The organism is Amycolatopsis mongoliensis, from assembly GCF_030285665.1.
Lineage (GTDB): Bacteria > Actinomycetota > Actinomycetes > Mycobacteriales > Pseudonocardiaceae > Amycolatopsis > Amycolatopsis mongoliensis.
The window spans coordinates 4935555-4956455 of the sequence record NZ_CP127295.1 but is presented as its reverse complement, the minus strand read 5'-3'; the positions used below and the strand labels follow the sequence as shown (position 1 = coordinate 4956455).

Here is a 20901-nt window from a genome sequence, read left to right as displayed (position 1 = left end):
GTCGTCCACCCGAGTGCGTTCCCGGCACCAACCTAGATCCCTTCCGATCACCGGACCAGTGCAGGTCCCGGGATACGGACCGGTAACCCGGAGATCAGCCGCGGACCACCTTGCCGAGGGCGGTCATCGCCGTCTCGAGCTGGGTGTCGGAGAGGTAGGGCGCCGGGCCGAAGCGCAGGTACGGCCCCCGGCTGTCGGTGCGGACGCCCTGGGCGGCCAGGGCCGCCTGCAGGCCGCCGGCGTCGGCGCAGCGCAGCGAGAGGAACCCGCCGAGCCGGTCCAAGGGCACCGAGCGATCACGCGTGACGACGTCAGCAGGCAGCGTCAACTGGTCGAACACCGACGCGAGCAGGCCCACCTGGTGCTGCGAAACCTCGCGCAGGAACTCCGGCGTGAGGCCCTGCTCGGCGAAGAACCGCTGGACCCGGGCGCCGCGGTAGTGGCTGGCCGGGTCGTAGGTGGCGCCGGCGAACCGGTCGCCGCCGGTGGCGTAGGCGACCTTGCCGGGGTGGCGCTCGTCGGCGAGGGCGCCGAACTCGGCGTACCAGCCGGTGATCACCGGCCGCAGCTCCTGGGCGTGCGCGGGCAGCCGCAGGAAGCAGTTGCCCTCGCCGAGCTGCAGGTACTTGTAGCCGCCGCCGAGCACCCAGGCGTTGGTGAGCCCGAGGTCGTGCAGCGCGAACGGCACGACGCCGAGCGCGTGGTAGGCGTCGACGACGAGCTCGATCGACCGGGCGCGGCACGAGTCGGCCAGGTGCGCGAGCCCGGGGACCAGCCGGGACGTCTCGAACAGCACGGCCGAGACGAGCACCGCGGCGGTGTTGTCGTCGACCTCGGCTGCGACGCGCTCGGCGAGCGTCGGCACCGGGTCCAGGGGCACCCGGACGACCTCGACGCCCTCTTCCTCGAGGCGGGCGAGCTGGCGGCGCAGGGTGTGGAACTCGCCGTCGGTGGTGACCAGGCGCGGTCTTCGCGGCAGCTCCATCGCCGACAGGAAGCGCAGCACCAGGTCGTGCGTGCTCGCGCCGAGCGCGTACTCGCCGTGCGGGTCGCCGAGCAGCAGGCGGAACCCCGCGCGCAGCTCGTCGGCCTTCGCGAAAGCGCGCTCCCACTTCTCGTCGACGTCGCGGGCGGCGTCCGCGAAGGACTCCCGCAGGCCCTCCTCCGCGACGTCGGGCCACGCCTGGTGGGAGTGCCCGGACAGGAGCAGGCGTTCGGCCACCCCGAACCGGGAGTAGTGCGGGGCGAGCGCGTTGTGGTCACCGCGCAGGTCGTCCAAAGTGGTCACAGTCGGCTCCGTACGGCCCAGAGATCCGGGAACATCGGCTGGAAGAGCGTGGTACGCAGGTAGGTCGCGCCGGATGATCCTCCCGTCCCGGTCTTGTCGCCGATGGTGCGTTCGACCATCTTCACGTGCCGGTAGCGCCACTCCTGCATCCCTTCGTCGAGATCGACCAGACACTCCGCGACGACCGACGGTCCGCCGTCGTCGCTGTACACGTCCAGCAATATCGCCTGCAGGGCAGAAGAGGGCTCCACCGGTCGAGTGACGTCTCGGTCACACTCGACCGCGTAGCCAGAAACCTTGAGGTACGCGAGAAAAGAGTCGAACAACGACGGTCGCGCCATCGCTTCGGCAATGCGTTTCCGCTGCTCGCCGCCTTCGGGGTAGTGCGCGAACACGCGCTCGTCACGCCGTCCGAGCACGGCCTCCAGCTCCCGGAACTGGGCCGACTGGAAGCCGCTCGAAGCGTCCAAACGGGTGCGGAAACTCGTGAACTGGCTGGGCGTCATGGTTTCCAGCACGTCGATCTGCGCGACGGCGACCTTGAGGATGGTCAGGATCCGGCGCAGGATCCGGATCGAGTGCGCGGTGTTCCCCTTTTCGAGGTTGCGCTGGAGGAACTCGGCCTCGTGCAGGATCTGCTTGAACCACAGTTCGTACACCTGGTGGATCACGATGAACAGCAGCTCGTCGTGCTCGTCCGAACGCGGGCGCTGGGCTTCCAGCACCTCGTCCAGGGCGAGGTACGAGGTGTAGCTCAAGGCTTCCTGCGTCGCTTGGCTGGTTTCGGTCATCCGTGGGTCACCTCGTCGAAATGGCGCTGAGCGGCCGGAGCCAGCGCGGTGTACAGATCGTGGAACAACTCGACCGCCGCCGCCCGGTGATCCGGTGCGGGCACCAGGTCGGCGGGCAGTTCGGGGTCGAGCGAAGGGAACGCGCGGAACGTGTGCACCAGCCGCGTGCGGACGTCGAACGCGGTCCTGTCGGGCAGCTCCTCGCCGGCGTGACCGCCGAACTGCTCGACGAACGCGGTGTAGCGCGCGGCGAGGTCGTCGAGGTCCCAGGCCCGGCCGGCGAAGCGGCGGACGTCCAGCGCGGCCGACGGCCGGCCGAGCAGCAGCCCGGCGTGCTCGGCGACGTCCAGCTCGCCGAGCAGGGCGACGACCTCGGCCTCGCGGTCGTGCGGGGCGACCCAGGTGCCGTCCTGGTACGGCCCGAACCCGAGGAACCGCAGCCGCCGCACCAGCCGTTCCCGGGCCTGGCGGCGGCTCTCCGGGATGCTCTGCCAGAGCACGGTCCACTCGCCGGCGGCGCGCTCACGGCGGCCGAGGGAGAAGATGCGGTGGTCGCCGTCGGCGAGCAGCGCGATGGTGCGGCGCGTCAGCGAGTAGTGCACGGTGCGGCCTTCGCGGTGGCGCTGCAGCAGGCCGCGGCGCACCACGCGGGTGAGCGCGATCCGGGCCGCGCCGTCGGAGAAGCCCAGCTCGGCGAGCGCCGCGACCAGCCCGCCCGACCACACCCGGCGCGTCTCGCGCGGGTGCACGTAGCTGCCCAGCAACGTCACGACCAGCTCCTGGGGGCTGGCGTCGAAGGCGTCTCCGGGCATGATGCAACTCTATACACCTCAGGCCGCTGCGGTGTAGCTTGATTTGCGTGACGTACTTCGCGGACCTCAGCTCGCGGCAGGTCGCGGCCTTGGCGGACGGCTCACGCACGCCGGTCCTGCTGCTCCCGCTGGGCGCGATCGAGCCGCACGGGCCGCACGCGCCGCTGGGCACCGACCCGCTGATCTCCCGCGGGATGTGCGAGCGCGCGGCCGAGCGGCTGGCGGCCGATTCCGAAGTGCACGTCCTGGTCCTGCCCGAGGTGCCCTACGGCGTGACGCGGTTCGCGGCCGGGTTCGCCGGTGGCGTGCACATCGGCGAGGAGACGCTGCACTCGCTGCTCGTCGACATCGGGGCGGCGTTGATCGGCCAGCGCCTGAGCCGGATCCTGCTGGTCAACAACCACTTCGAGCCCGCGCACCTGGTCACGCTGCGGCGCGCGGTGGAGACGCTGAACTTCGCCTACGACGGCCGCGTCGCGCTGCTCGACCTGGTCCGGCGGCGGCACGCGCAGCGGCTGACCGAGGAGTTCCGCTCCGGCGAGTGCCACGCGGGCCGCTACGAGACGTCGCTCGTGCTCGCCGACCGGCCCGAGCTGGTCGACCAGGTGGTCATGCGCGAGCTGCCGCACGTGCCGGTGAGCTTGGCTTCGGCGCCCGCCGACGGTGGTTTCCGCGAGCTGGGGATGACCGAGGCGTACTGCGGTTCGCCGGCCGAGGCGACCGCGGAAGAGGGCACCGAGACGTTCTCGACCCTGACCGACCTGCTGGTGGAAGCGATCCGGGAGCTGGCCCGTGAGTGAGCCGTTCAACCTCGCCACGTACTTCCTCGACCGGCACGTGGCTGCGGGGCGGGGCGATCGGACCGCCCTGTTCGTCGGCGATCGCTCGGTGAGCTACGAGGAGCTGGCACGGCTGGCCAACCGCGTCGGCAACGTGCTGCTCGACGCCGGTGTCCGAAGAGGACAGCGCGTGCTGCTGGCGCTGAGCGACGGCGACGAGTTCGTCGCGACCTGGTACGGCGCGCAGAAGATCGGCGCGGTCACCGCCGAGGTCTACCCGTTCCTGCAGCCCAAGGACTACGCGTACTACCTCGGCTACACCGGGGCCGTCGCGGTGGTCGCCGATGCCGTCACGCTGCCCGCGCTGCGCACGGCAGGTGCCACCGGGCTCCTGGTCACCGGAGTTCCGGAGAGCGAGCTGCTGCCGGGCGAGCGTCCCTTCCGGACACTCGTCGACGCCGCACCGGACTCGCTCGAAGCCGCGGCGACGACCCGCGACGACGTCGGGATCTGGAAGTTCACCACCGGCAGCACCGGCGCGCCCAAGGCGTGCGTGCACACCCTGCGCAGCCCGATCGAGAGCTTCGAGCGGTACGCCGTCCAGGTGCTCGGGCTGCGGGAGGACGACCGGGTGCTCGCCGTGCCCAAGCTGTTCTTCGGCTACGCGCGCGACCTCGTGGCGTTGTTCCCGTTCGGCGTCGGCGCGGCCGGGATCGCGTTCCCCGAACGCAGCACGGCGGACCTGATGTTCGAGCTGATCGCGCGGTACCGCCCGACGGTGCTGGTGAACGTGCCGACGATGATGAGCGCGATGGTCGCGCACCCGGACGCGGGGGCGCAGGATCTCGGCTGCCTGCGCATGACGACGTCCGCCGGCGAGGCGCTGCCGCCGGAGCTGCACCGCAAGTGGGACGCGGCCTTCGGGGTGCCGGTGGTGGACGGGATCGGCTCTTCCGAGGCGTACCACATCTACCTGTCGAACCGCCCGGGTGCCGCGCGGGTCGGCACGCTCGGCACCGAGGTCCCCGGCTACACGGCGCAGGTCGTCGACGAGCTCGGAAACCCGTTGCCCGACGGGGAAATCGGGCCGCTGCGGGTCACCGGGCCGACGATCGCGCTGGAGTACTTCGGCGACGCCGAGAAGTCGGCGCGGACGTTCGACGGCGACACGCTGACGTCCGGCGACCTGTTCAGCCGGTCCGACGGTCTCTTCCGCCACCACGGCCGCGCCGACGCGCTGCTCAAGGTCGGCGGGGTGTTCGTCGCGCCCGGCGAGATCGAGGACTGCCTGCTCGGGCACCCTTCGGTGGTCGACTGCGCGGTGGTCGGCCAGGAGGTCGACGGCCTGGTCGTGCCGCGCGCGTACGTCGTGCTGCGGGCTGGTGCGTCGGTGACCGCGGACGAGCTGAAGGACCACGCGAAAGCCCAGCTGGCCAAGCACAAGTACCCCCGCGAAGTGGTGTTCATTACGGAACTTCCCCGGACCGCCAACGGAAAGCTCGACCGGCGCGCGCTGGCGGGCCGGTCGTGAGCCGCCTGGTCGTGGTCACCGGCGGTACCCGCGGGATCGGGGCCGCGATCGCCGAGCGGTTTCGTTCCGCCGGAGACACCGTGCTCGCGCCGGGGCACGCCGAGTGCGACGTCACCGACGAGGACGCCGTCACGGCGTACTTCGCGGCGGCGGGACCGGTGGACGTGCTGGTGAACAACGCCGGGATTTCGTCGAGCGCGCCGCTTTCGAAGACTTCGCTCGACGACTGGCGGGCGCAGATCGAGGTGAACGCGACCGGCGCGTTCCTGTGCACCCGAGCGGTGCTGCCGGGGATGCGCTCGCGGGACCGCGGCCGGATCGTCACGGTGGCGTCGACGGCGGCGCACGTCGGCTACCGCTACACGGCCGGGTACACGGCGTCGAAGCACGCGGCGGCCGGGCTGATGCGGGCGGTCGCGGCGGAGCTGGCCGGCACCGGCGTCACGGCGAACGCGGTCTGCCCGGCGTTCGTCCGCACGGACATGACGGCGACTTCGGTGGCGCGGATCCAGGAGCGCACCGGACGTTCCGTGGACGACGCGGAATCCGCGCTGGCGGCGGCGTCTCCGCTCGGCAGGCTGCTCGAACCTTCGGAGGTGGCGTTCGCCGTCGCCTTCTTGGCGGCGCCCGAAGCCGCCGCGATCAACGGCCAGACCCTCGTACTCGACGGCGGAGGAATCCAGTCATGAGCCCGTTCCGCGCGACCGCACCGCTGACGAAGGAGTGGGAACACTTCGAGTTCTCGGTGGACGACGGCGTCGCCACGGTGACGTTCACCCGGCCGGAGAAGCTGAACGCGCTGACGTTCGACGTCTACGCCGACCTGCGGGACCTCGTCGTCGAGCTGCCGCAGCACGAGGACGTGCGGGTACTGGTGATCACCGGGCAGGGCCGTGGGTTCTGCTCCGGCGGCGATGTCGAGGAGATCATCGGCGAGCTGCAGAAGTTCGAGACGGCGGAGTTGCTGGAGTTCACGCGCATGACGGGCGCGGTGGTGAAAGCACTGCGCGAGTGCCCGCTGCCGGTGATCGCGGCGGTCAACGGCGTGGCGGCGGGCGCGGGTTCGGTGATCGCCCTGGCCAGTGACTTCCGGCTGCTGGCGGAGTCGGCGAAGTTCGCGTTCCTGTTCACGAAGGTGGGCTTGGCGGGGGCCGACATGGGGTCGGCGTATCTGCTGCCGCGGCTGGTGGGTCTGGGCCGCGCGACGGAACTGCTGATCCTGGGCGACAAGGTGTCCGCGGCACGGGCTTCGGAGATCGGGTTGGCCACGCAGGTGGTGCCGGACGCGGATCTTCCCGCCACGGCCACGGCCTTGGCGCGCCGGCTCGCGGACGGCCCGGCCTTGGCGTACGCGACGACGAAGGTGCTGCTGACCCGAGAGCTGGACATGGACCTGGGCAGCGCGATCGAGCTGGAAGCGATGACGCAGGCGCTGCTGATGACGGCGAAGGACCACAAGGAGTTCTACGCAGCCTGGACAGCGGGCCGCGAGCCCCGCTGGACCGGCCGCTGACGCACGATCAGGTCCAGTCGGGACCCCGGACGCTGTCGATGGTGCCTTGGGACGCCGAACGATCTTCGCCGGGTCGAAGCGGTACCCGGGTGGCGAAGGTCTCCCGGTTCACGATGTGCCGGAACCCTTCGTCGACGTCCCAAAGGTGGACGGCGGGGTGGTGGCTCAGGCCGACCAGGTGGAGCTGGAGACTGCTGCCGGTGGTGAACCGCGTCCCCTTCCCCGCGCAGGCGGCCGCCGAGGCAGGTCCCGATTCCGCCGCGGAAGCGGCTGCGGCGGCGGCCGGCGGGAAACCCGCCGCCACAGCCAGGACGAGTCAGGTGTGGATGAGTCGCTTCAGGAGAAGGTCCCCCCTTGGGTGAGTGACGACCTCGGTGAGTCTGCCGGCGTGCTCCGCTACGGTCATTGCGGCTGAACGCCCAGTACCTCACCGAGAGCGCACTCGTCTCAGGGAACGACCTGGGCGAGGCCGATCAGGTTGCCTTCGCTGTCGCGGAACCACGCCGCGCGCTCACCGCTGCCCTTGCTCGGGTAGTTGCCTCGGATCTCCACGATGCCGCCGTCCCCGTAGTCCTCGAAGACCACCCCGCGCTCGCGCAGGGCCGAGACGGTCGTGTCCAGGTCGTCGACGTAGAACCCGGCCTGGGTGAAGGACCCGTCGGACGCGCCCGTCGACGCGTACAGGCAGAAGACTCCCGACGCCCCTTCGTAGCGGAGTCCACCTTCGCGCTCCTCGACGGGCTCGAGGCCCAGCTTCTCGCTGTACCAGCGCCGGGCGCGCTCGAGGTCCTGGGTGGGGAGCCGCGATTCGAACCGGAAGTCGTTCCGCATCAGCCGAGGGTAGCCGTCACCGCGATCGCGTCTTCCTCCAGCGAACCGAAGTACAGCTTCCCCTGCCACTCCCGCACGCCCACCAGCATGTGCCAGCCCGGGATTTCGCCCCGCAGCTCGTGCTCCACCTTGCCGTCCGCCGTGACGCCCAGGACTCCCACCTCGCGTCCTGGCCGAGGCTGCAGCGACGTCGGGAGCGCCCGGACGCCGGCTCGCAGGAACGCCGGCAGGCGGCGCACCACGTCCAGCGCCGCCACTCGCGGGGACGCCTGCGTGATCCAGATCAGCCCGTCCGAGCCCGTCGAAATGTTGTCCGGGAAGCCCCACAGGTCCTCGACCAGCACGTCCCGGTGACCGTCCGAAAGCCGGACGCGGGACACGCTGAACGCGCCCGTCTCCGCCACCGCCACGAACGACTCGTCCGGGGCCAGTGCCACGCCGTTCGCGAACTGCAAGCCGTCGAGGAGCAGGTCGATCGTGCCGTCCGGCGAGCGTCGCAAGAGCCTGCCGCCGCCGGTCTGCTCGATCAGGTCGTCGCGCCAGTTGTCGATGCCGAAGCGGCGGGACGAGTCCGTGAAGTAGATCGTCCCGTCGGACGCCACCGCCGCGTTGTTGCAGAACACGAAGTCCAGCCCCAACGCGGAAGTCGCCAAAACAGAAGGAGAACCGCCGGCCAGCGGGACCACCAGCAGCCCGGCCCGCGCGTCGCAGATCAGCAGCTCGTCCTCGCCGTACAGCTCCAGCCCCAGCGGCCGCCCGCCCGTGTCGGCGATGACGTCGATGCGCCGGCCGTCCGGGGACAGCCGCAGGATCCGGCCGTCGTCGACGCCGGCGTAGATCCGGCCCTCGCCGTCGACCACGACGTCCTCCGGGCCGTGCCCGTTCACCGGGATGACCGTGACCTCGCCGAACCGCATCGGACGTCTCCTACCGGTAGGTGAGCAGCGAGGCCGTTTCGGCCTCGAAGTGCGGATGCTCGTTGAAGGACAGCATCGTCACGCCGCCGCGGCCGGACACCAGCTTCGTGATCCCGCCGTTGACCGTGACGCGGTTGAGCTTGAGCAACCCGGCTTCGGGGGTCCCCATCAGCAGTCCGCAGATCGTGGCGATCACGCCGCCGGAAGTGAACACCACCGCGTGCTCGCCCTTGCCCAGGGACGCCACCAGATCTTCCAAAGCGGACCGGCAGCGCGCGAGGAACGCCGGCCACGTCTCGGCGCACGGCCCCGACTCGCCCGCCGACGTCCACGCCGTCAGCGCCGCGTCAAGAACTCCTTGGTACGCCCGGGAATCCTCCTGCGGCGCGCCCCCGGCGTGGTGCAGCGCGATGTCGACGTGGTCGTACTCGTTCCAGCGGGGGTCCTCGACGACCGGGGCGACCGCGTCGAGGGCCTTCAGCGCCGTCGCCGCCGTGTCCCGCTGCCGCGCGAGCGTTCCCGACCGGACCTGGCTGAAGGAGACGTTGCGCCGCAGGAGCTCGGCACCGACCACAGTGGACTGTTCGAAGCCACGCGGCGAAAGCGCGTCGTAGTCGGACGCGCCGAAGGACGCCTGCCCGTGCCGGACCAGGTAGATCGCGCCCACTCAGGCACTCCCCTTCGCGATGATCTCCCGGCAGCGCCAGTCGAGGTACCCGACGAACTGCCAGAAGTCCTTGAACGCCGGGTTGCGGGTGGCGCCGTCGTGGTAGCGCCGGTACAGCTGCTGCAGCACCGCGGCGAGCCGGAACAGGCCGTAGACCTCGTAGAACCGCCAGTCGCCCACGGCGAGCCCGGTCTTCTCCGCGTACCGCGCGACGAACTCCTCGCGCGTGAACGTCCCGGGCAGGTGCGTCGGCTGGCGGCGGCTGGCCTTCATGACGTCGTCGTCGTCGGCCTGCACCCAGTACGCGAGCATGCTGCCCAGCTCCATCAGCGGGTCGCCGAGCGTGGCCATCTCCCAGTCGAGGACGCCGGTGATGTTCAGCGTCGACGGCCCGTCCAGCACGAGGTTGTCGAGCCGGTAGTCGTTGTGGATCAGGCAGATCTTCACTTCGCCAGGCTGGTTCGCGGCCAGCCACGAGCGGACCTCGGCGAAGTCGCCGACGTTGTCCGTGCGCGCCGCGGCGTACCGGTCCGACCAGCCGCGGATCTGCCGCTCGACGTACCCGGCGCCCTTGCCCAGATCGGCCAGCCCGGCCTTTCCGACGTCGACGGCGTGCAGGTCCACCAGCCGGTCGACGACCTTGCCGGACAGCTCGCGGGCCTGCTCCGGGGTCAGTTCGAGACCGGCGGGGAGGTCACCGCGCAGGATCAGGCCGGCCAGCTTCTCCATGACGTAGAAGTCGCCGCCGAGCACGGCCGGGTCGTCCCCGAACGCGAGCATCCGCGGCACGTACGGGAACACCGGCTTCAGCGCGTGCTGGACCCGGTACTCGCGCCGCATGTCGTGCGCCGACGCCGCCTTGTGCCCGGCGGGCGGGCGCCGCAGGATCAGCTCGCGGTCCGGGTAGGTCAGCAGGTACGTCAGGTTCGACGCGCCGCCCGGGAACTGCCGGACGGCGGGCGGCTCGTCGCCGAGGCCCTCGACCCGCGCGGCCAGCCACGCGTGCACGGCGGCGGCATCGAACGCGTCTTCCTCACGCACCTCGATGGTGGTCATGCGAACCTCCGCAGCACCGAGGCCGGCACCACGCGCATCGCGAGGCTCAACGGCACCCACGGCCACGCCGGGACGTAGGCGCGCGCCCGCTCGGCCTCGACCGCCTTGACCAGCGCCCGCGCGCCCTTCTCGGCCTTGGCCAGCAACGGGTTCCGGCCGATCCGGTCGTTCATCTCCGACTCGATGTAGCCCGGCCGGATGTCGGTGACGGTGATGCCCTTGCGCTTCAGCTCGAGCCGGGTGCCGTCGACGAACGCCGAGATCCCCGCCTTCGAAGCGGCGTAGGCGGTGAGGTTGCCCGGCAGGCCGCGGATCGCGCTGAACGACGAGACGACGGCGAGGTGCCCGGCGCCCTGCTCGCGGAAGATCCCGGCGGCGGCTTCGATCTGGGCGGCGGCGCCGACGAAGTTGACTTCGAGGGTCTGCCGGTTGGCGTCGAACCGGCCCTTGCCGACCGGCTGCCCCTTCCCGAGCCCGGCGTTCACGATCACCCGGTCGAGGGACCCCAGCTCGGCGCGGAACTCCTCGAAGACGGTGAAGACGCTGTCGTGGTCGGTGACGTCGAGCTTGCGCGTCACGACCTTGATCCCGGGGTGCGCCGCGGTCAGCTCGCCGGCCAGCTTTTCGAGCCGGTCGGTTCGCCGCGCGCACAACGCCAGGTTGCGCCCCTTCGCCGCGAACCGGCGGGCCATGCCCTCGCCCAACCCGCTGCTCGCGCCGGTGATCAGGATGTTCTTGCGGACGGCCATGCCCGGAGCCTACCCGCTGGTAATAAGACCGGTGGCCCGGCGCTGGGGGCGTCGCCGGGCCACCGGTCATCGCGCGGCCACCCCGGCCGGTCGCACAACGCGGCCGGGTGAGCCGGAGCCGTTGTCCACGGCTGCCGCCCGCTCCCGGATGGGCCGTGAGGGGGAGGCGGAGCCACCGGTGCGGGCAAGTCATACAAGCGCGTCCGCCCAGGCCGGGGCAATGGTTCACAGTTGCCAGTACTAGCCCGTTCGCCCGAGTGGACGCGCGGGCGCGGTCATCGGCGACCGCGGCGAAGACGAACGCGGGCGACCGGGGAGATCCTGCTAACGTGCACCGTGTCGGGGATCGTCGGGGGACGGCACGGGGCGGGTCGGGATCGGCAATGGCGAGCAGCACGACGGGCGGTCAGCAGGGTGAGCGCACCGCGTTCGCCACCCACCTGCGCGCGGCCATCGCCACCAGCGGGCTCTCCCTCGACCGGATCCAGGCGCGGCTGCGTGCCCGCGGCGTCGTCGTCAGCGTCACCGCCCTCAGTTATTGGCAGTCCGGCAAGCGCCAGCCGGAGCGGCAGAGCTCGCTCTCGGCGGTCCGCACTCTGGAAGAGATCCTCGACGTCCCGGCCGGCTCCCTCCTCGGGCTGTTGCCCCCACCCCGGCCCCGCGGTGGCGCCGGGCGGCGCCAGGCGGGCGGCGAGCCCCTGTCGTTCCCCCGCGAGACGCTGCAGCCGCTGCTGGACAAGGTCGGCGCGCCGGACGCGCTCGAGCGCCAGCACCCGCTGAAGCTGGTCGGGCTGCACGACCTGTGCGAGATCGCCGAAGACGGCGGCCAGCGCGCGGTCACCGCGCGGGCGGTGTTCCAGGCGGGCACCGACGGCCAGGACCGCTGGCTGCTCGTCTACACCCAGGACGACCCGGCGGCCGGCGCACCGGAGCTGCACGCGGTGCGCAACTGCCGGGTCGGCCGCGCCGAGGTCGACGAGGCCCACGGCCTCATCGTCGCCGAGCTGATCTTCGACCGGCCGATCGACCGGGGCGAGACGCACCTGATCGAGTACACGCTGACCAACGGCGGGCCGCCGTACCCGGAGTGCCGCAACACCTGCTACCGCGAGTTCCGGCGCCCGGTGCGGGAGTACCTGCTGGAGGTCCGGTTCGCGCCGGGCACGGCACCCGAGCGCTGCTGGCAGTACACCCGCAACGGTGCGACCGGGTCCCGCACCCGCCGGCAGCTCAAGCTCGACGGCGGCGACGGCGTGCACGCGGTGGCGCTCGACTTCGGCCCCGGCGTCTTCGGCATCGACTGGGACTGACGTACCCGGCGGGCCGGCGTCAGCTCCGGTGCGCGGCCGCCACGGTGGCCAGTTCGGTGCGGTTCGCGATCCCGAGCTTGGCGTAGACGTGCGCGAGGTGCGTCTTCACCGTGCCGCGGCTCATGAACAGCCGGGCGCCGATCTCCGGGTTCGTGCAGCCCTCGGCGGCGAGCTTCACGACCTCCAGCTCGGTCGGTGTCAGGCTGCCCCAGCCGCTCGACGGGCGGCCGCGCGCACCGCGGGTCCGGCGGACGAACGCGACGACGTCGTCGAGGCTCATCGGCGCTTCGGCCGTCGCGAGCCCGAGCGCGTCCAGCTCGGCCTGCTCCCCGGCGCGGCGCGGGAAGCCCAGCTCGGCGCGGACACGGGAGGCCGAGACGAGCACCCGGGCGGCGTCGGCCTCGCGGCCGGTGCGGGCCAGGAGCGTGGTCAGCGCGTCCAGGCTGCTCAGCACGCCCAGGCTGAGGCCGTGCTCGAGGCGCAGCGCCAGCGCTTCGTGGTGCAGCTCGGCGGCCTGCTCCGGGCCGGCCAGGTACCCCTGCTGGTCCAGGGCGTCGGCCAGGGCCGACCGCAGGCCCCAGCGCCGGGTCAGGTCGACGGCGGTGGCGAGCACCTCCGCCGCCTCCTCGGCCCGGCCCAGCGCGCGCAGCACGGCACCGCGTTCGGCGAGCCCCTGCGACGCCATGTACGTCCCGGGAACGGCTTCGCGCTCGAACCAGCGCGTGGCCTCTTCCCACTCGCCGCGCCGCCGGTGGAGCTCACCCATCACCCCGGCCATGCCGGGCACGAAGACGTCGCCCGCGGTTTCGAGGAGCCGCAGGAAGGGTCCCATCACGCGGAACCCGGCGTCGACGTCGCCGGCCAGGCAATGCACCATCGCCAGCCGGCACAGCGTCGTGTTGACCCGGTGGAAGTCCCCGAGCGGCGCGGCGACCTCGACGGCGCGCTCGGCCAGTTCGCGCGCCCGCGGCAGGTCCGCCGCCGCGAGCGCGCTCGCCGACCGGGCGCTGAGGACCGTCGACCCGAGTCCGCGATCGCCCCGGCGGAGGAGCCCTTCGGCCGCTTCGGCGAGCAGGGGGTCGGCTTCGTCGTGCCGGTCCCGGGCGTGGAGGACGATCCCGCGCAGCATCAACGCACTGTCGCGCGCGAAGCCGTCTCCGGCGGCTTCGGCGACCTTCCCGGCTTCGAGAGCGAGGTCCCAGGCGGCGTCGAAGTCCGTGTACAGGTGCCCGAGAGCGGTGAGTGAGAGGCAGCGCGCGCGAAGTCCCGTCTCGCCGAGTTCGGTGGCGATCTCCAGGCCCAGCCGCGCGGCCTCGACGTCGAACGGCGCCGTCGTGTCCGCGACCAGTCCCATCCCGGTGAGCAGCCGGGCCTGCAGCGGTGACCGCTCGTCCGGGCACCGGGCGACCGCGCGCTTCAGGTACGCCAGGCCCTCGTGCCCGCGGCCCCGCAGGTTCCACAGCCACGCGACGGCGGCCGCGAGCCGGCGACCCCGCGTGGGATCTTCCCGTCCCAGCCCCCACTCCAAGGCCGCGCGGAGGTTGTCGCGCTCGGGTTCCATCCGCGCGCGCCAGGCGTCCTTGTCCCGGTCGAGGTCGGGCTCGGCGGCTTCGGCGAGCGCGAGGAAGTGGTCGAGGTGGCGGTCGCGGACGGCGTCGGCCTCCCCCGCTTCGGCCAGCCGGGCCGCCGCGTACTCGCGCAGCGTCTCCAGCAGCCGAAAGCGGCCGTTTTCGGCCAGCACCAAGGACTTGTCGACCAGCCGGCCCAGCGCGGGCAGCACGGCCGGGCCGCCCGCCGCGTCGAGGGTGAACCCGCCGGCGAAGACAGCGAGCCCGCGGAACACCACGCGGTCTTCGCCGTCGAGCTGGTCGTGGCTCCACGCGATCGACGCAGCCAGGGTCTGCTGCCGCGCCGGCCCGCCCCGCGGGCCCCGGGTGAGCAGCGCGAACCGGTCGTCGAGACCGGCGTCGATCTGGTGCGGGGTAAGGGTTCCGAGCCACGCGGCGGCGAGCTCGACAGCCAACGGGATGCCGTCGAGCCGGGCACAGACCGACCGGACGGCGGCCGCACTCGAAGTGTCCAAAGTGAACAGTGGCCGCACCGCGCCGGCCCGTTCGACGAACAGCGCGACGGCCTCCTCGACGGCCAGCGGCGGCACCCGCCACACCGTCTCCCCCGGCACGCCGAGGGGTTCCCGGCTGGTCGCCAGCACCGCGACCTCGGGGCAGGACCGGAGCAGTGCGACGGCGAGGTCCGCGACGCCGTCGAGGACCTGTTCGCAGTTGTCGAGGCAGAGCAGGACGCGCCGGTCGCGCAGCTCCGTCGCGACCGAACGGGCGGCGCCCGCGCGCGGCTCCACCGGCACGCCCAGCGTCGCGGCGACCAGCTCGGCGACCTCGGCGCGCCCGGCGACGGCGTCGAGCTCGGCCCACCACACGCCGTCGGGCCACCGCCCGGCCGCCGCGGCCGCGACCTGCGCGGCCAGCCGCGTCTTGCCGCTGCCGCCCGGCCCGGCGAGCGTGACGAGCCGGCCGCCGGCCAGCCGGCCCCGGACCTCGGCGGCCTCGCTCTCGCGGCCGACGAACCCGGTCAGCTGCACCGGGAGGTTGTTCGGGACCGCGTCGAGCGAGCGCAGCGGCGCGGGGGTCCCGCCGAGCTGGAAGATCCGCTCCGGCGCGGTGAGATCCGGCAGGCGGTGGACGCCGAGGTCGTGCAGCGTGACGCCGGTCAGGCCCGCGGCGACCGGTGCCGAGATCAGCGTCCGGCCGTCGGCAGCCAGCTCCCGCAGCTGTTCGCAGCGCCGGACGGCGGGCCCGGTGGGCGTGCCGTCGTCGCGGACCAGCGCTTCGCCGGTGTGGAGGGCGGCGGGTCCGCCGGCCAGGGTCGCGAGCGCTTCTTCGGGCGTCGCGAAGACGGCCGGGGGCGCGTCACCGGCGCACAGGATCGTGACCGTGCCGGCGGGGAGGAGGTTCGTCTCGGTCATGGCCCGGCCAGTCTGCCAGCGGATCTCGGCCAGGTGGCAGATGTCCCGGCGCGCCGCGGCTGCGACCTTCGACGCTGTGGAGACGTTCGAAGAGCTGCTGACGCGCTGGCGGGACGCCGAGGCGCGCGGCGACGCGCCCGCGTGGGAGCCGCTGCTGGCCGCCGACTTCCGCGGCGACGGCCCGGACGGCCGCGTCCTCGACCGGGACGCCTGGCCCGGCCGGGCCCCCGCGGGCGCGTTCCGGTGGACGGACCTGCGGGTGACGTCGTCGGTCGGCGTCGCGACCGGTCACCGCGACGGCGCCGGCTGCACGGTGGTGGCGGCGCGGCGCGGCGGGCGCTGGCAGATCGTCAACGTCCAGCGCGGCTCATGACAGCTTGTTCCGGAGCACCTTCCCGGTCGCGTTGCGCGGCAGCTCGTCCAGGAACTCGACGTCCCGCGGCACCTTGTAGCGCGCCAGGTTCGCCTTGACGTAGTCGCGGACGCCCTCGACGTCGAGCTTCGAGTCCTCGGTGCGCACGATGAACGCCTTGAGCCGCTGCCCGAACTCCGCGTCCTCGACACCGATCACCGCCGCCTCCAGCACGTCTTCCCGCTCCACCAGGAGGTTCTCCACCTCGATCGGGAACACGTTCTCGCCGCCGGAGACGATCATCTCGTCGTCGCGGCCGTCGATGAACAGCAGGCCGTCGTCGTCGAAGTGGCCGACGTCCCCGCTGGAGAGCAGGCCGTCGATGATCTCCTTGTGGCGGCCGTCGGTGTAGCCGCCGAAGCTGAGTCCGCTGCCGACGAACACCCGGCCGGTGACGTGCGGCTTCGTGATCTTCACGCCCTTTTCGTCGTACAGCGCCACCTTGCAGCCGACCGGTGCGCGGCCGACCGTGCCCGGTGCCTTCGCCCAGTCCTCCGGCGTCGCGACCGTCGCCACGGCGACCTCGGTCGAGCCGTAGAGGTTGTGCACGACCGGGCCGAACGCCTCGTTCGCGCGGTTGCCGAGGTCCGGGGACAGCGCCGAGCCGGCGACGAAGATGATCCGCAGCGCCGACGTGTCGTACTTTTCGCGGACGTCCTTCGGCAGGTCGACGATGCGCTGCAGCATGGTCGGCACCAGCACGAGCGCGGTGCACTTGTGCTCGGCGACGCCGCGCAGCGCCTCTTCCGGCGCGAACTTGCGGCGCATCACGACCTTCGAACCGAGCGCGAAGGAGAGGATGAACTGCGAGAGGCCGGTGCCGTGGAACAGCGGCGCGCCCATGTAGGTGGCCTCGTTCGACCGCAGCGGAATCCGGTCGAGGAACTGCGCCGAGGCCAGCGCCGAGGTGTGCGGCCGCGGCGCGCCCTTCGGCGTGCCGGTGGTACCGCTGGTCAGCAGCACGAAACCGCCCGGCTTGGCCGGCGCGGGCCACGGCCGGTCGTCGGTGCTGGCGATGATCTCGGACAGCACCGGGACGTCCCGGTGGGTCAGGTCGCTGTCCGGGTCGACCCAGGCCAGGTAGCGCTCGACGGTGTCGGGGATCGCGTCCAGCAGGCCGGTGAACTCCTGGTCGTACACCAGCGCCGTGACACCCTCGCGCTGGGCGACGTCGGCCAGCTGCGGCTTCGCGAAGCCGGTGTTCATCAGCAGCAGGCGGACGCCGAGCTTGCCCGACGCGGCCATCGTGATGACCAGGCCGCGGTGGTCGCGGCAGAGCGCGGCGACGACCTGGCCCGGCTCGATCCCGCGCTCGGACCAGGCCCTGGCCAGCGCGTTCGACTGGTCGTCGAGCTGCTTGTAGGTCAGCGGGCCGAGTTCGTCGACGATGCCGACGGCGGTCGGGTCGCGGCGCGCCGAGATGTGGTTCGCGCCGGCGAAGGGACCGAACTTGCGGAGCGCGACCAGCGAGCGGACCCCCTCGTCGAGCCGGGGGAAGGGGACGAGGCCCGCCCGCCGCATCACGTCCACGCTGCGCGCCGTCTCCGTCACCTTGTCCGCCACCTGCGTGGCGAGCTCGACCAGGCTCATCCAAGCACCTCCGTTGCTGCGGGAAAGAGCCCACGCCGACGGCAGGCGTACCGGCGGTATGGGGGCTACCGGAGAGTAGCCCAACCTTGGTCCGAACGCACGAGCCGCGTTCGGCCTGAAACTGTCGGTGGTGGCCGTCATGATGTCTTCGTGCAGGTGATCGCGGGGCGGGAGGAGGACGGGAGCTACACCGTGGATGCGCCGTCGTCGACGGCGACCGGCCTGGACGCCGCGGGGTTCGCGGCGCTGGCCCGGGAGCTGGAGACGTCGCTCCGGCCGCGCTGGGTGTTCCCGTCGGTCGCGCTGGTGTACCCGGTGCTCGTGGCCGCCGGGCTGCGGGTCGAACGCTGCTACGACCTGGCGCTGGCCGAGGGGCTGCTGCTGGCGTACGAGGGTCTGGAAGGGCAGTCGCGAAGCCTGCGCGCGGCGTGGGCCAGGGCGAACGGCGAGGAACCGCCGCCCGATTCGGCGGCCGTCGAGCTCGCACAGCCGACGCTGTTCGAGACGAGGGTGCCGACGCTGCCCGAGGGCGTGACGGTCGTCACGGCGGTCCGGCGCGTGCTCGCCGAGCAGGAGCGGCGGGTGGCCGCGGCCGAGCACCCGGACCGGTTGCGGCTGCTGCTGGCCGCGGAGTCGGCGAGCGCGCTGGCCGCGGCGGAGATGTCGGCCGACGGCCTGCCGTGGCGCGCCGACCTGCACGAGGAGCTGCTGGTGTCCCGGCTCGGCCCGCGGGTGCGGGCCGGGGAGCGGCCGAAGGTGCTGGTGGAGCTGGCGGCGAAGATCAGCGAGGCGTTCGGCGGGCGGCCGGTCAACCCGGACTCGCCGCCGAGCGTGGTCAAGGCGCTCGCCCGGGCCGGGATCGAGGTGTCGGCGGCGCGGAAGTACCTCCTGAAGGGCATCGACCACCCCGCGGTGGGGCCGTTGCTGGAGTACAAGGAGCTGTCCCGGCTGTACACGGCGAACGGCTGGGCCTGGCTCGAAGAGTGGGTCACCGACGGCCGGTTCCGCCCGCACTACGTCGTCGGCGGGGTGGTGTCCGGACGCTGGGCCAGCCGCGGCGGCGGGGCGCTGCAGATCCCGAAGGTGCTGCGCACGTGCGTGCGCGCGGACCCGGGCTGGAAGCTGGTGGTGGCCGACGCGGCCCAGCTGGAGCCGCGGGTGCTGACGGCGTTGTCGGGCGACCGCCGGCTGGCCGACGTCGCGGCGGCGACGGATCTGTACGCGCGGCTCGGCGAGGCGTTGTTCTCCGGTGCCCGCTGGGTCCCGGCCGCCGACGACGACCGGGACGACCGGGCCCGGGCGAAGATCGCGATGCTCTCGGCGATGTACGGCGGCACGTCCGGCGAGGCGGGGCCGCTGCTGGCCCTGCTGCGCCAGCGGTTCCCGGACGCGGTGTCCTATGTGGAGCATGCCGCCCAAGCGGGCGAACGCGGTGAGCGCGTCCGCTCGCGGCTGGGCCGGACTTCACCCGCGCCGTCGGCCGCGTGGCGGGCGTTGACCGGCGGGCTGGCTTCGGACGAAGCCGCGGAGCTGAAGGCCCGCCGCGCTTCCCGGGGCTGGGGCCGGTTCACGCGCAACTTCGTCGTCCAGGCCAGCGCGGCCGACATGACGGCGGTGATGCTGGCGACGCTGCGCCGCCGCCTCCCGGCCCCGGCCCACCTGGTGTTCTTCCAGCACGACGAGGTCATCGTCCACACCCCGGCCGAGCTGGCCGAGGAGGTGTCCGCGGCGATCACGGACTCGGTGACGGAGGCGGCCCGCATGCTGTTCGGCCCGGCCTGCCCGGTCCGCTTCCCGCTGCACATCGCCCCGGTCGACACCTACGCCGACGCGAAGTGAACCGGGCCGGCCGCTCCCCGCTCGCAGCGGCCGGCCCGGCGGTCACCTACGGGAACATCGAGAGGGGCTGCGTCACGACGTCCTGGTTCGGCAGCGTCCTGCCCGGGCGGCCGCGGAAGTCGGTCCAGCACGGGTACAGCCGGAAGTCGGCGCCGACCGCCGCCGCGGTGTAGTCGCCGATGAACACGCCCTGCAGCTCCTTGCCGGTCACCGCGCCGGTCGACACGAACTGCACCTGCGGGTTCGCCGTCTGCGTCGTGATCCGGCGGACCGGCGCCGAGCCCGCCCCGTCACCCCAGCCGGTGGCGTAGGCGTAGTCGAGCCCGATGCCGTGCGGGTCGTAGGCGCGGGTGTAGAAGGTGACCGCGACGCGCCCGGCCCGGGCCGCGACGGCGGGGAACACCTCGTCGGCGCCCGTGCCGATCTTCACCGGCTTCGACCAGCCGTGCCGGCCGTCGGACCCGCTGAGGAACGCGTCGCCGTTCGTCTTGACCGACTCGCCGTCCCGGTAGGTGCCGTTGCGGTCGTCGGCCCAGGTCACCCAGAGCCGGTCGGTCACGCGGTCGTAGGTCAGCTGCGGGAAGCTGTTGACCCGGAAGTTCTCGCCGGTCAGCGCGTTGTTGGCGACGTCCTCGTTCACCGGGAAGTCGAAGTCGAGCCCGACCTCGGCGTGCCGGAACGTCCGGCCGCCGTCGCGCGAGGTAGCCACGGCCACCGCGTCGTGGTCGGCGGGCTGATCGCAGGCGGCACTGGCGCACACCGACGTCTCGTAGGCGATCTGGAGCGTCCCGTCCCGGGTGACCACCGGGTTCGAGCCGCTGCCGTACGGCGTGATCCCGCCCTGGAAACCGGTCAGCGTCGGCGAAACCCGGCGCATCGGCGACCACGTCCGCCCGAAGTCGCCCGACTTCGACAGCACGATCGGCGACTCGACGAAGTTCCCGTCGGCGTCGTAGGTGAACTGCGTCCAGGTGACGTACACCGTCCCCGTCACCGGGTCGGCGGCGATCCACTCCTTGTCGTTGAAGATGTTCGTCGGCGTCGGCGTGCCGGCCGGCGTGACGCCGTCGAGGTGCAGGATCGCCGGGTCGCCGAAGCTGCGGCCGCCGTCGTGGGAGACCGACACGGCGATGCCGCTGGCGGACTGCTCGTCGTCCGGGACCGCCGCCCGGCTGAACACGAGCGTCGCGTAGTACACGGTGTTGTGCGGCCCGAACGCGACGGCCGGGTCGCCCGCGGCGTCCATGGCGGACAGGGGCGCGGCCGCCCCGGTCGGGAAGTCGAGGTGCGGCAGCTGGACGTTCGCCCAGGTCCGGCCCCCGTCGAACGAGGTGTAGGCGAAGCCGCCGGAGTCGTTGCGGGACTCGCGGGTGTTGTAGAGCCGGTAGTCGTTCGACCCGGCGACGATGTTGCGCGGGTTCTCCGGGTTGACGGCGATGGTCGTCTCGTTCTGGGCGGTGCTGCAGCCGGTCTGGCTGCCGGTCGGCACGATGGTGTCGCCGTCGATGACGTCGTTGTTCGGGGCGAGCGGCCGGTAGGGGTTCGGCTTGCCGATGTAGGTCTGGCAGAGCGCGGACAGCGCGGGGTCGTCGCCGTCCTCCTCTTCCTCCTCGGCGAACTGCTCCTTGAGCAGCGGGTTCGGCACGTCGTGGCGCGGTCCTTCGGCCAGCGCCGCGATCTGGTGCTTGCCGTGCTGCGGATCCACCGGCAGCGGCGCTCCCCCGGCGGCGGCGTGGGCGGCCGGGGCGAGGAGGACGGCGAGCGGCAGGACGAGCGCGGCGAGGGTGGCGAGGATTCTTCGCTTGGCGGACGAATCACCCAAGGACATTCGTA

The 20901-nt window shown here is 72.5% G+C and carries 18 protein-coding genes; 7 read left to right on the top strand and 11 right to left on the bottom strand.

Annotated features, from left to right (window positions below; all coding sequences use genetic code 11):
* Positions 1–94: 94 nt before the first annotated feature.
* The 3 genes from QRX60_RS24230 to QRX60_RS24220 are packed head-to-tail and all read right to left on the bottom strand — an operon-like array spanning position 95 to position 2891.
* Positions 95–1288, bottom strand: a complete 1194-nt coding sequence (locus QRX60_RS24230; RefSeq protein ID WP_286003065.1) for a kynureninase — start codon at positions 1286–1288, stop codon at positions 95–97.
* Positions 1285–2079, bottom strand: coding sequence for a tryptophan 2,3-dioxygenase (locus QRX60_RS24225; RefSeq protein WP_286003064.1), 795 nt, complete (start codon positions 2077–2079; stop codon positions 1285–1287). The genes QRX60_RS24230 and QRX60_RS24225 overlap by 4 nt, the downstream gene beginning before the upstream one ends.
* Positions 2076–2891 carry a PaaX family transcriptional regulator gene (locus QRX60_RS24220; protein WP_286003063.1) on the bottom strand — a complete coding sequence of 272 codons (816 nt, stop codon included), beginning with the start codon at positions 2889–2891 and terminating at the stop codon, positions 2076–2078. Before QRX60_RS24220 ends, QRX60_RS24225 begins: the two co-directional genes overlap by 4 nt.
* Before the next feature lie 47 nt (positions 2892–2938).
* On the opposite strand from QRX60_RS24220, the gene QRX60_RS24215 reads away from it, so the two are divergent.
* The 4 genes from QRX60_RS24215 to QRX60_RS24200 are packed head-to-tail and all read left to right on the top strand — an operon-like array spanning position 2939 to position 6714.
* Positions 2939–3691, top strand: a complete 753-nt coding sequence (locus tag QRX60_RS24215) for a creatininase family protein (RefSeq protein WP_286003062.1) — start codon at positions 2939–2941, stop codon at positions 3689–3691.
* Entirely contained in the window at positions 3684–5201 is a 1518-nt protein-coding gene (locus QRX60_RS24210) for a benzoate-CoA ligase family protein (RefSeq protein WP_286003061.1), read from the top strand. The genes QRX60_RS24215 and QRX60_RS24210 overlap by 8 nt, the downstream gene beginning before the upstream one ends.
* Positions 5198–5890, top strand: a complete 693-nt coding sequence (locus QRX60_RS24205) for an SDR family NAD(P)-dependent oxidoreductase (RefSeq protein ID WP_286003060.1) — start codon at positions 5198–5200, stop codon at positions 5888–5890. Before QRX60_RS24210 ends, QRX60_RS24205 begins: the two co-directional genes overlap by 4 nt.
* Positions 5887–6714 (top strand): enoyl-CoA hydratase family protein, encoded by an 828-nt coding sequence (locus QRX60_RS24200; protein WP_286003059.1) that lies wholly within the window; start codon positions 5887–5889, stop codon positions 6712–6714. Before QRX60_RS24205 ends, QRX60_RS24200 begins: the two co-directional genes overlap by 4 nt.
* 447 nt (positions 6715–7161) lie before the next feature.
* On the opposite strand, the gene QRX60_RS24195 is transcribed toward QRX60_RS24200, so the two are convergent.
* The 5 genes from QRX60_RS24195 to QRX60_RS24175 are packed head-to-tail and all read right to left on the bottom strand — an operon-like array spanning position 7162 to position 10934.
* Positions 7162–7545, bottom strand: a complete 384-nt coding sequence (locus QRX60_RS24195) for a VOC family protein (RefSeq protein WP_286003058.1) — start codon at positions 7543–7545, stop codon at positions 7162–7164.
* Positions 7545–8462, bottom strand: a complete 918-nt coding sequence (locus QRX60_RS24190) for an SMP-30/gluconolactonase/LRE family protein (RefSeq protein ID WP_286003057.1) — start codon at positions 8460–8462, stop codon at positions 7545–7547. Before QRX60_RS24190 ends, QRX60_RS24195 begins: the two co-directional genes overlap by 1 nt.
* Before the next feature lie 10 nt (positions 8463–8472).
* Entirely contained in the window at positions 8473–9129 is a 657-nt protein-coding gene (locus QRX60_RS24185) for a histidine phosphatase family protein (RefSeq protein ID WP_286003056.1), read from the bottom strand.
* Positions 9130–10185: a phosphotransferase family protein gene (locus tag QRX60_RS24180; protein ID WP_286003055.1), complete on the bottom strand. Its 1056-nt coding sequence runs from the start codon at positions 10183–10185 to the stop codon at positions 9130–9132. It abuts the gene before it with no gap.
* The gene (locus tag QRX60_RS24175) at positions 10182–10934 is read right to left on the bottom strand and encodes an SDR family oxidoreductase (protein ID WP_286003054.1); all 753 of its coding nucleotides are present in this window, start codon (positions 10932–10934) and stop codon (positions 10182–10184) included. Before QRX60_RS24175 ends, QRX60_RS24180 begins: the two co-directional genes overlap by 4 nt.
* Before the next feature lie 383 nt (positions 10935–11317).
* Between QRX60_RS24175 and QRX60_RS24170 the strand changes: the two genes are divergently transcribed.
* A complete protein-coding gene (locus QRX60_RS24170) occupies positions 11318–12244 on the top strand; it encodes a hypothetical protein (protein ID WP_286003053.1) in 927 nt (308 codons plus the stop codon).
* Between the two features lie 19 nt (positions 12245–12263).
* On the opposite strand, the gene QRX60_RS24165 is transcribed toward QRX60_RS24170, so the two are convergent.
* Positions 12264–15227: a helix-turn-helix transcriptional regulator gene (locus QRX60_RS24165; protein WP_286003052.1), complete on the bottom strand. Its 2964-nt coding sequence runs from the start codon at positions 15225–15227 to the stop codon at positions 12264–12266.
* Here QRX60_RS24165 and QRX60_RS24160 point away from each other — a divergent pair.
* Positions 15226–15600, top strand: coding sequence for a nuclear transport factor 2 family protein (locus QRX60_RS24160; protein ID WP_286003051.1), 375 nt, complete (start codon positions 15226–15228; stop codon positions 15598–15600). The two genes, QRX60_RS24165 and QRX60_RS24160, sit on opposite strands and share 2 nt — an antisense overlap.
* On the opposite strand, the gene QRX60_RS24155 is transcribed toward QRX60_RS24160, so the two are convergent.
* The gene (locus QRX60_RS24155; protein ID WP_286003050.1) at positions 15595–17229 is read right to left on the bottom strand and encodes an acyl-CoA synthetase; all 1635 of its coding nucleotides are present in this window, start codon (positions 17227–17229) and stop codon (positions 15595–15597) included. The two genes, QRX60_RS24160 and QRX60_RS24155, sit on opposite strands and share 6 nt — an antisense overlap.
* Positions 17230–17379: 150 nt before the next feature.
* Here QRX60_RS24155 and QRX60_RS24150 point away from each other — a divergent pair, with 150 nt between their 5' ends.
* A complete protein-coding gene (locus QRX60_RS24150; protein ID WP_286003049.1) occupies positions 17380–19068 on the top strand; it encodes a bifunctional 3'-5' exonuclease/DNA polymerase in 1689 nt (562 codons plus the stop codon).
* 46 nt (positions 19069–19114) lie between these two features.
* Here the strand turns inward: QRX60_RS24150 and QRX60_RS24145 are convergent, their stop codons facing one another.
* Positions 19115–20896, bottom strand: a complete 1782-nt coding sequence (locus tag QRX60_RS24145) for a sialidase family protein (protein WP_286003048.1) — start codon at positions 20894–20896, stop codon at positions 19115–19117.
* Positions 20897–20901: the final 5 nt, after the last annotated feature.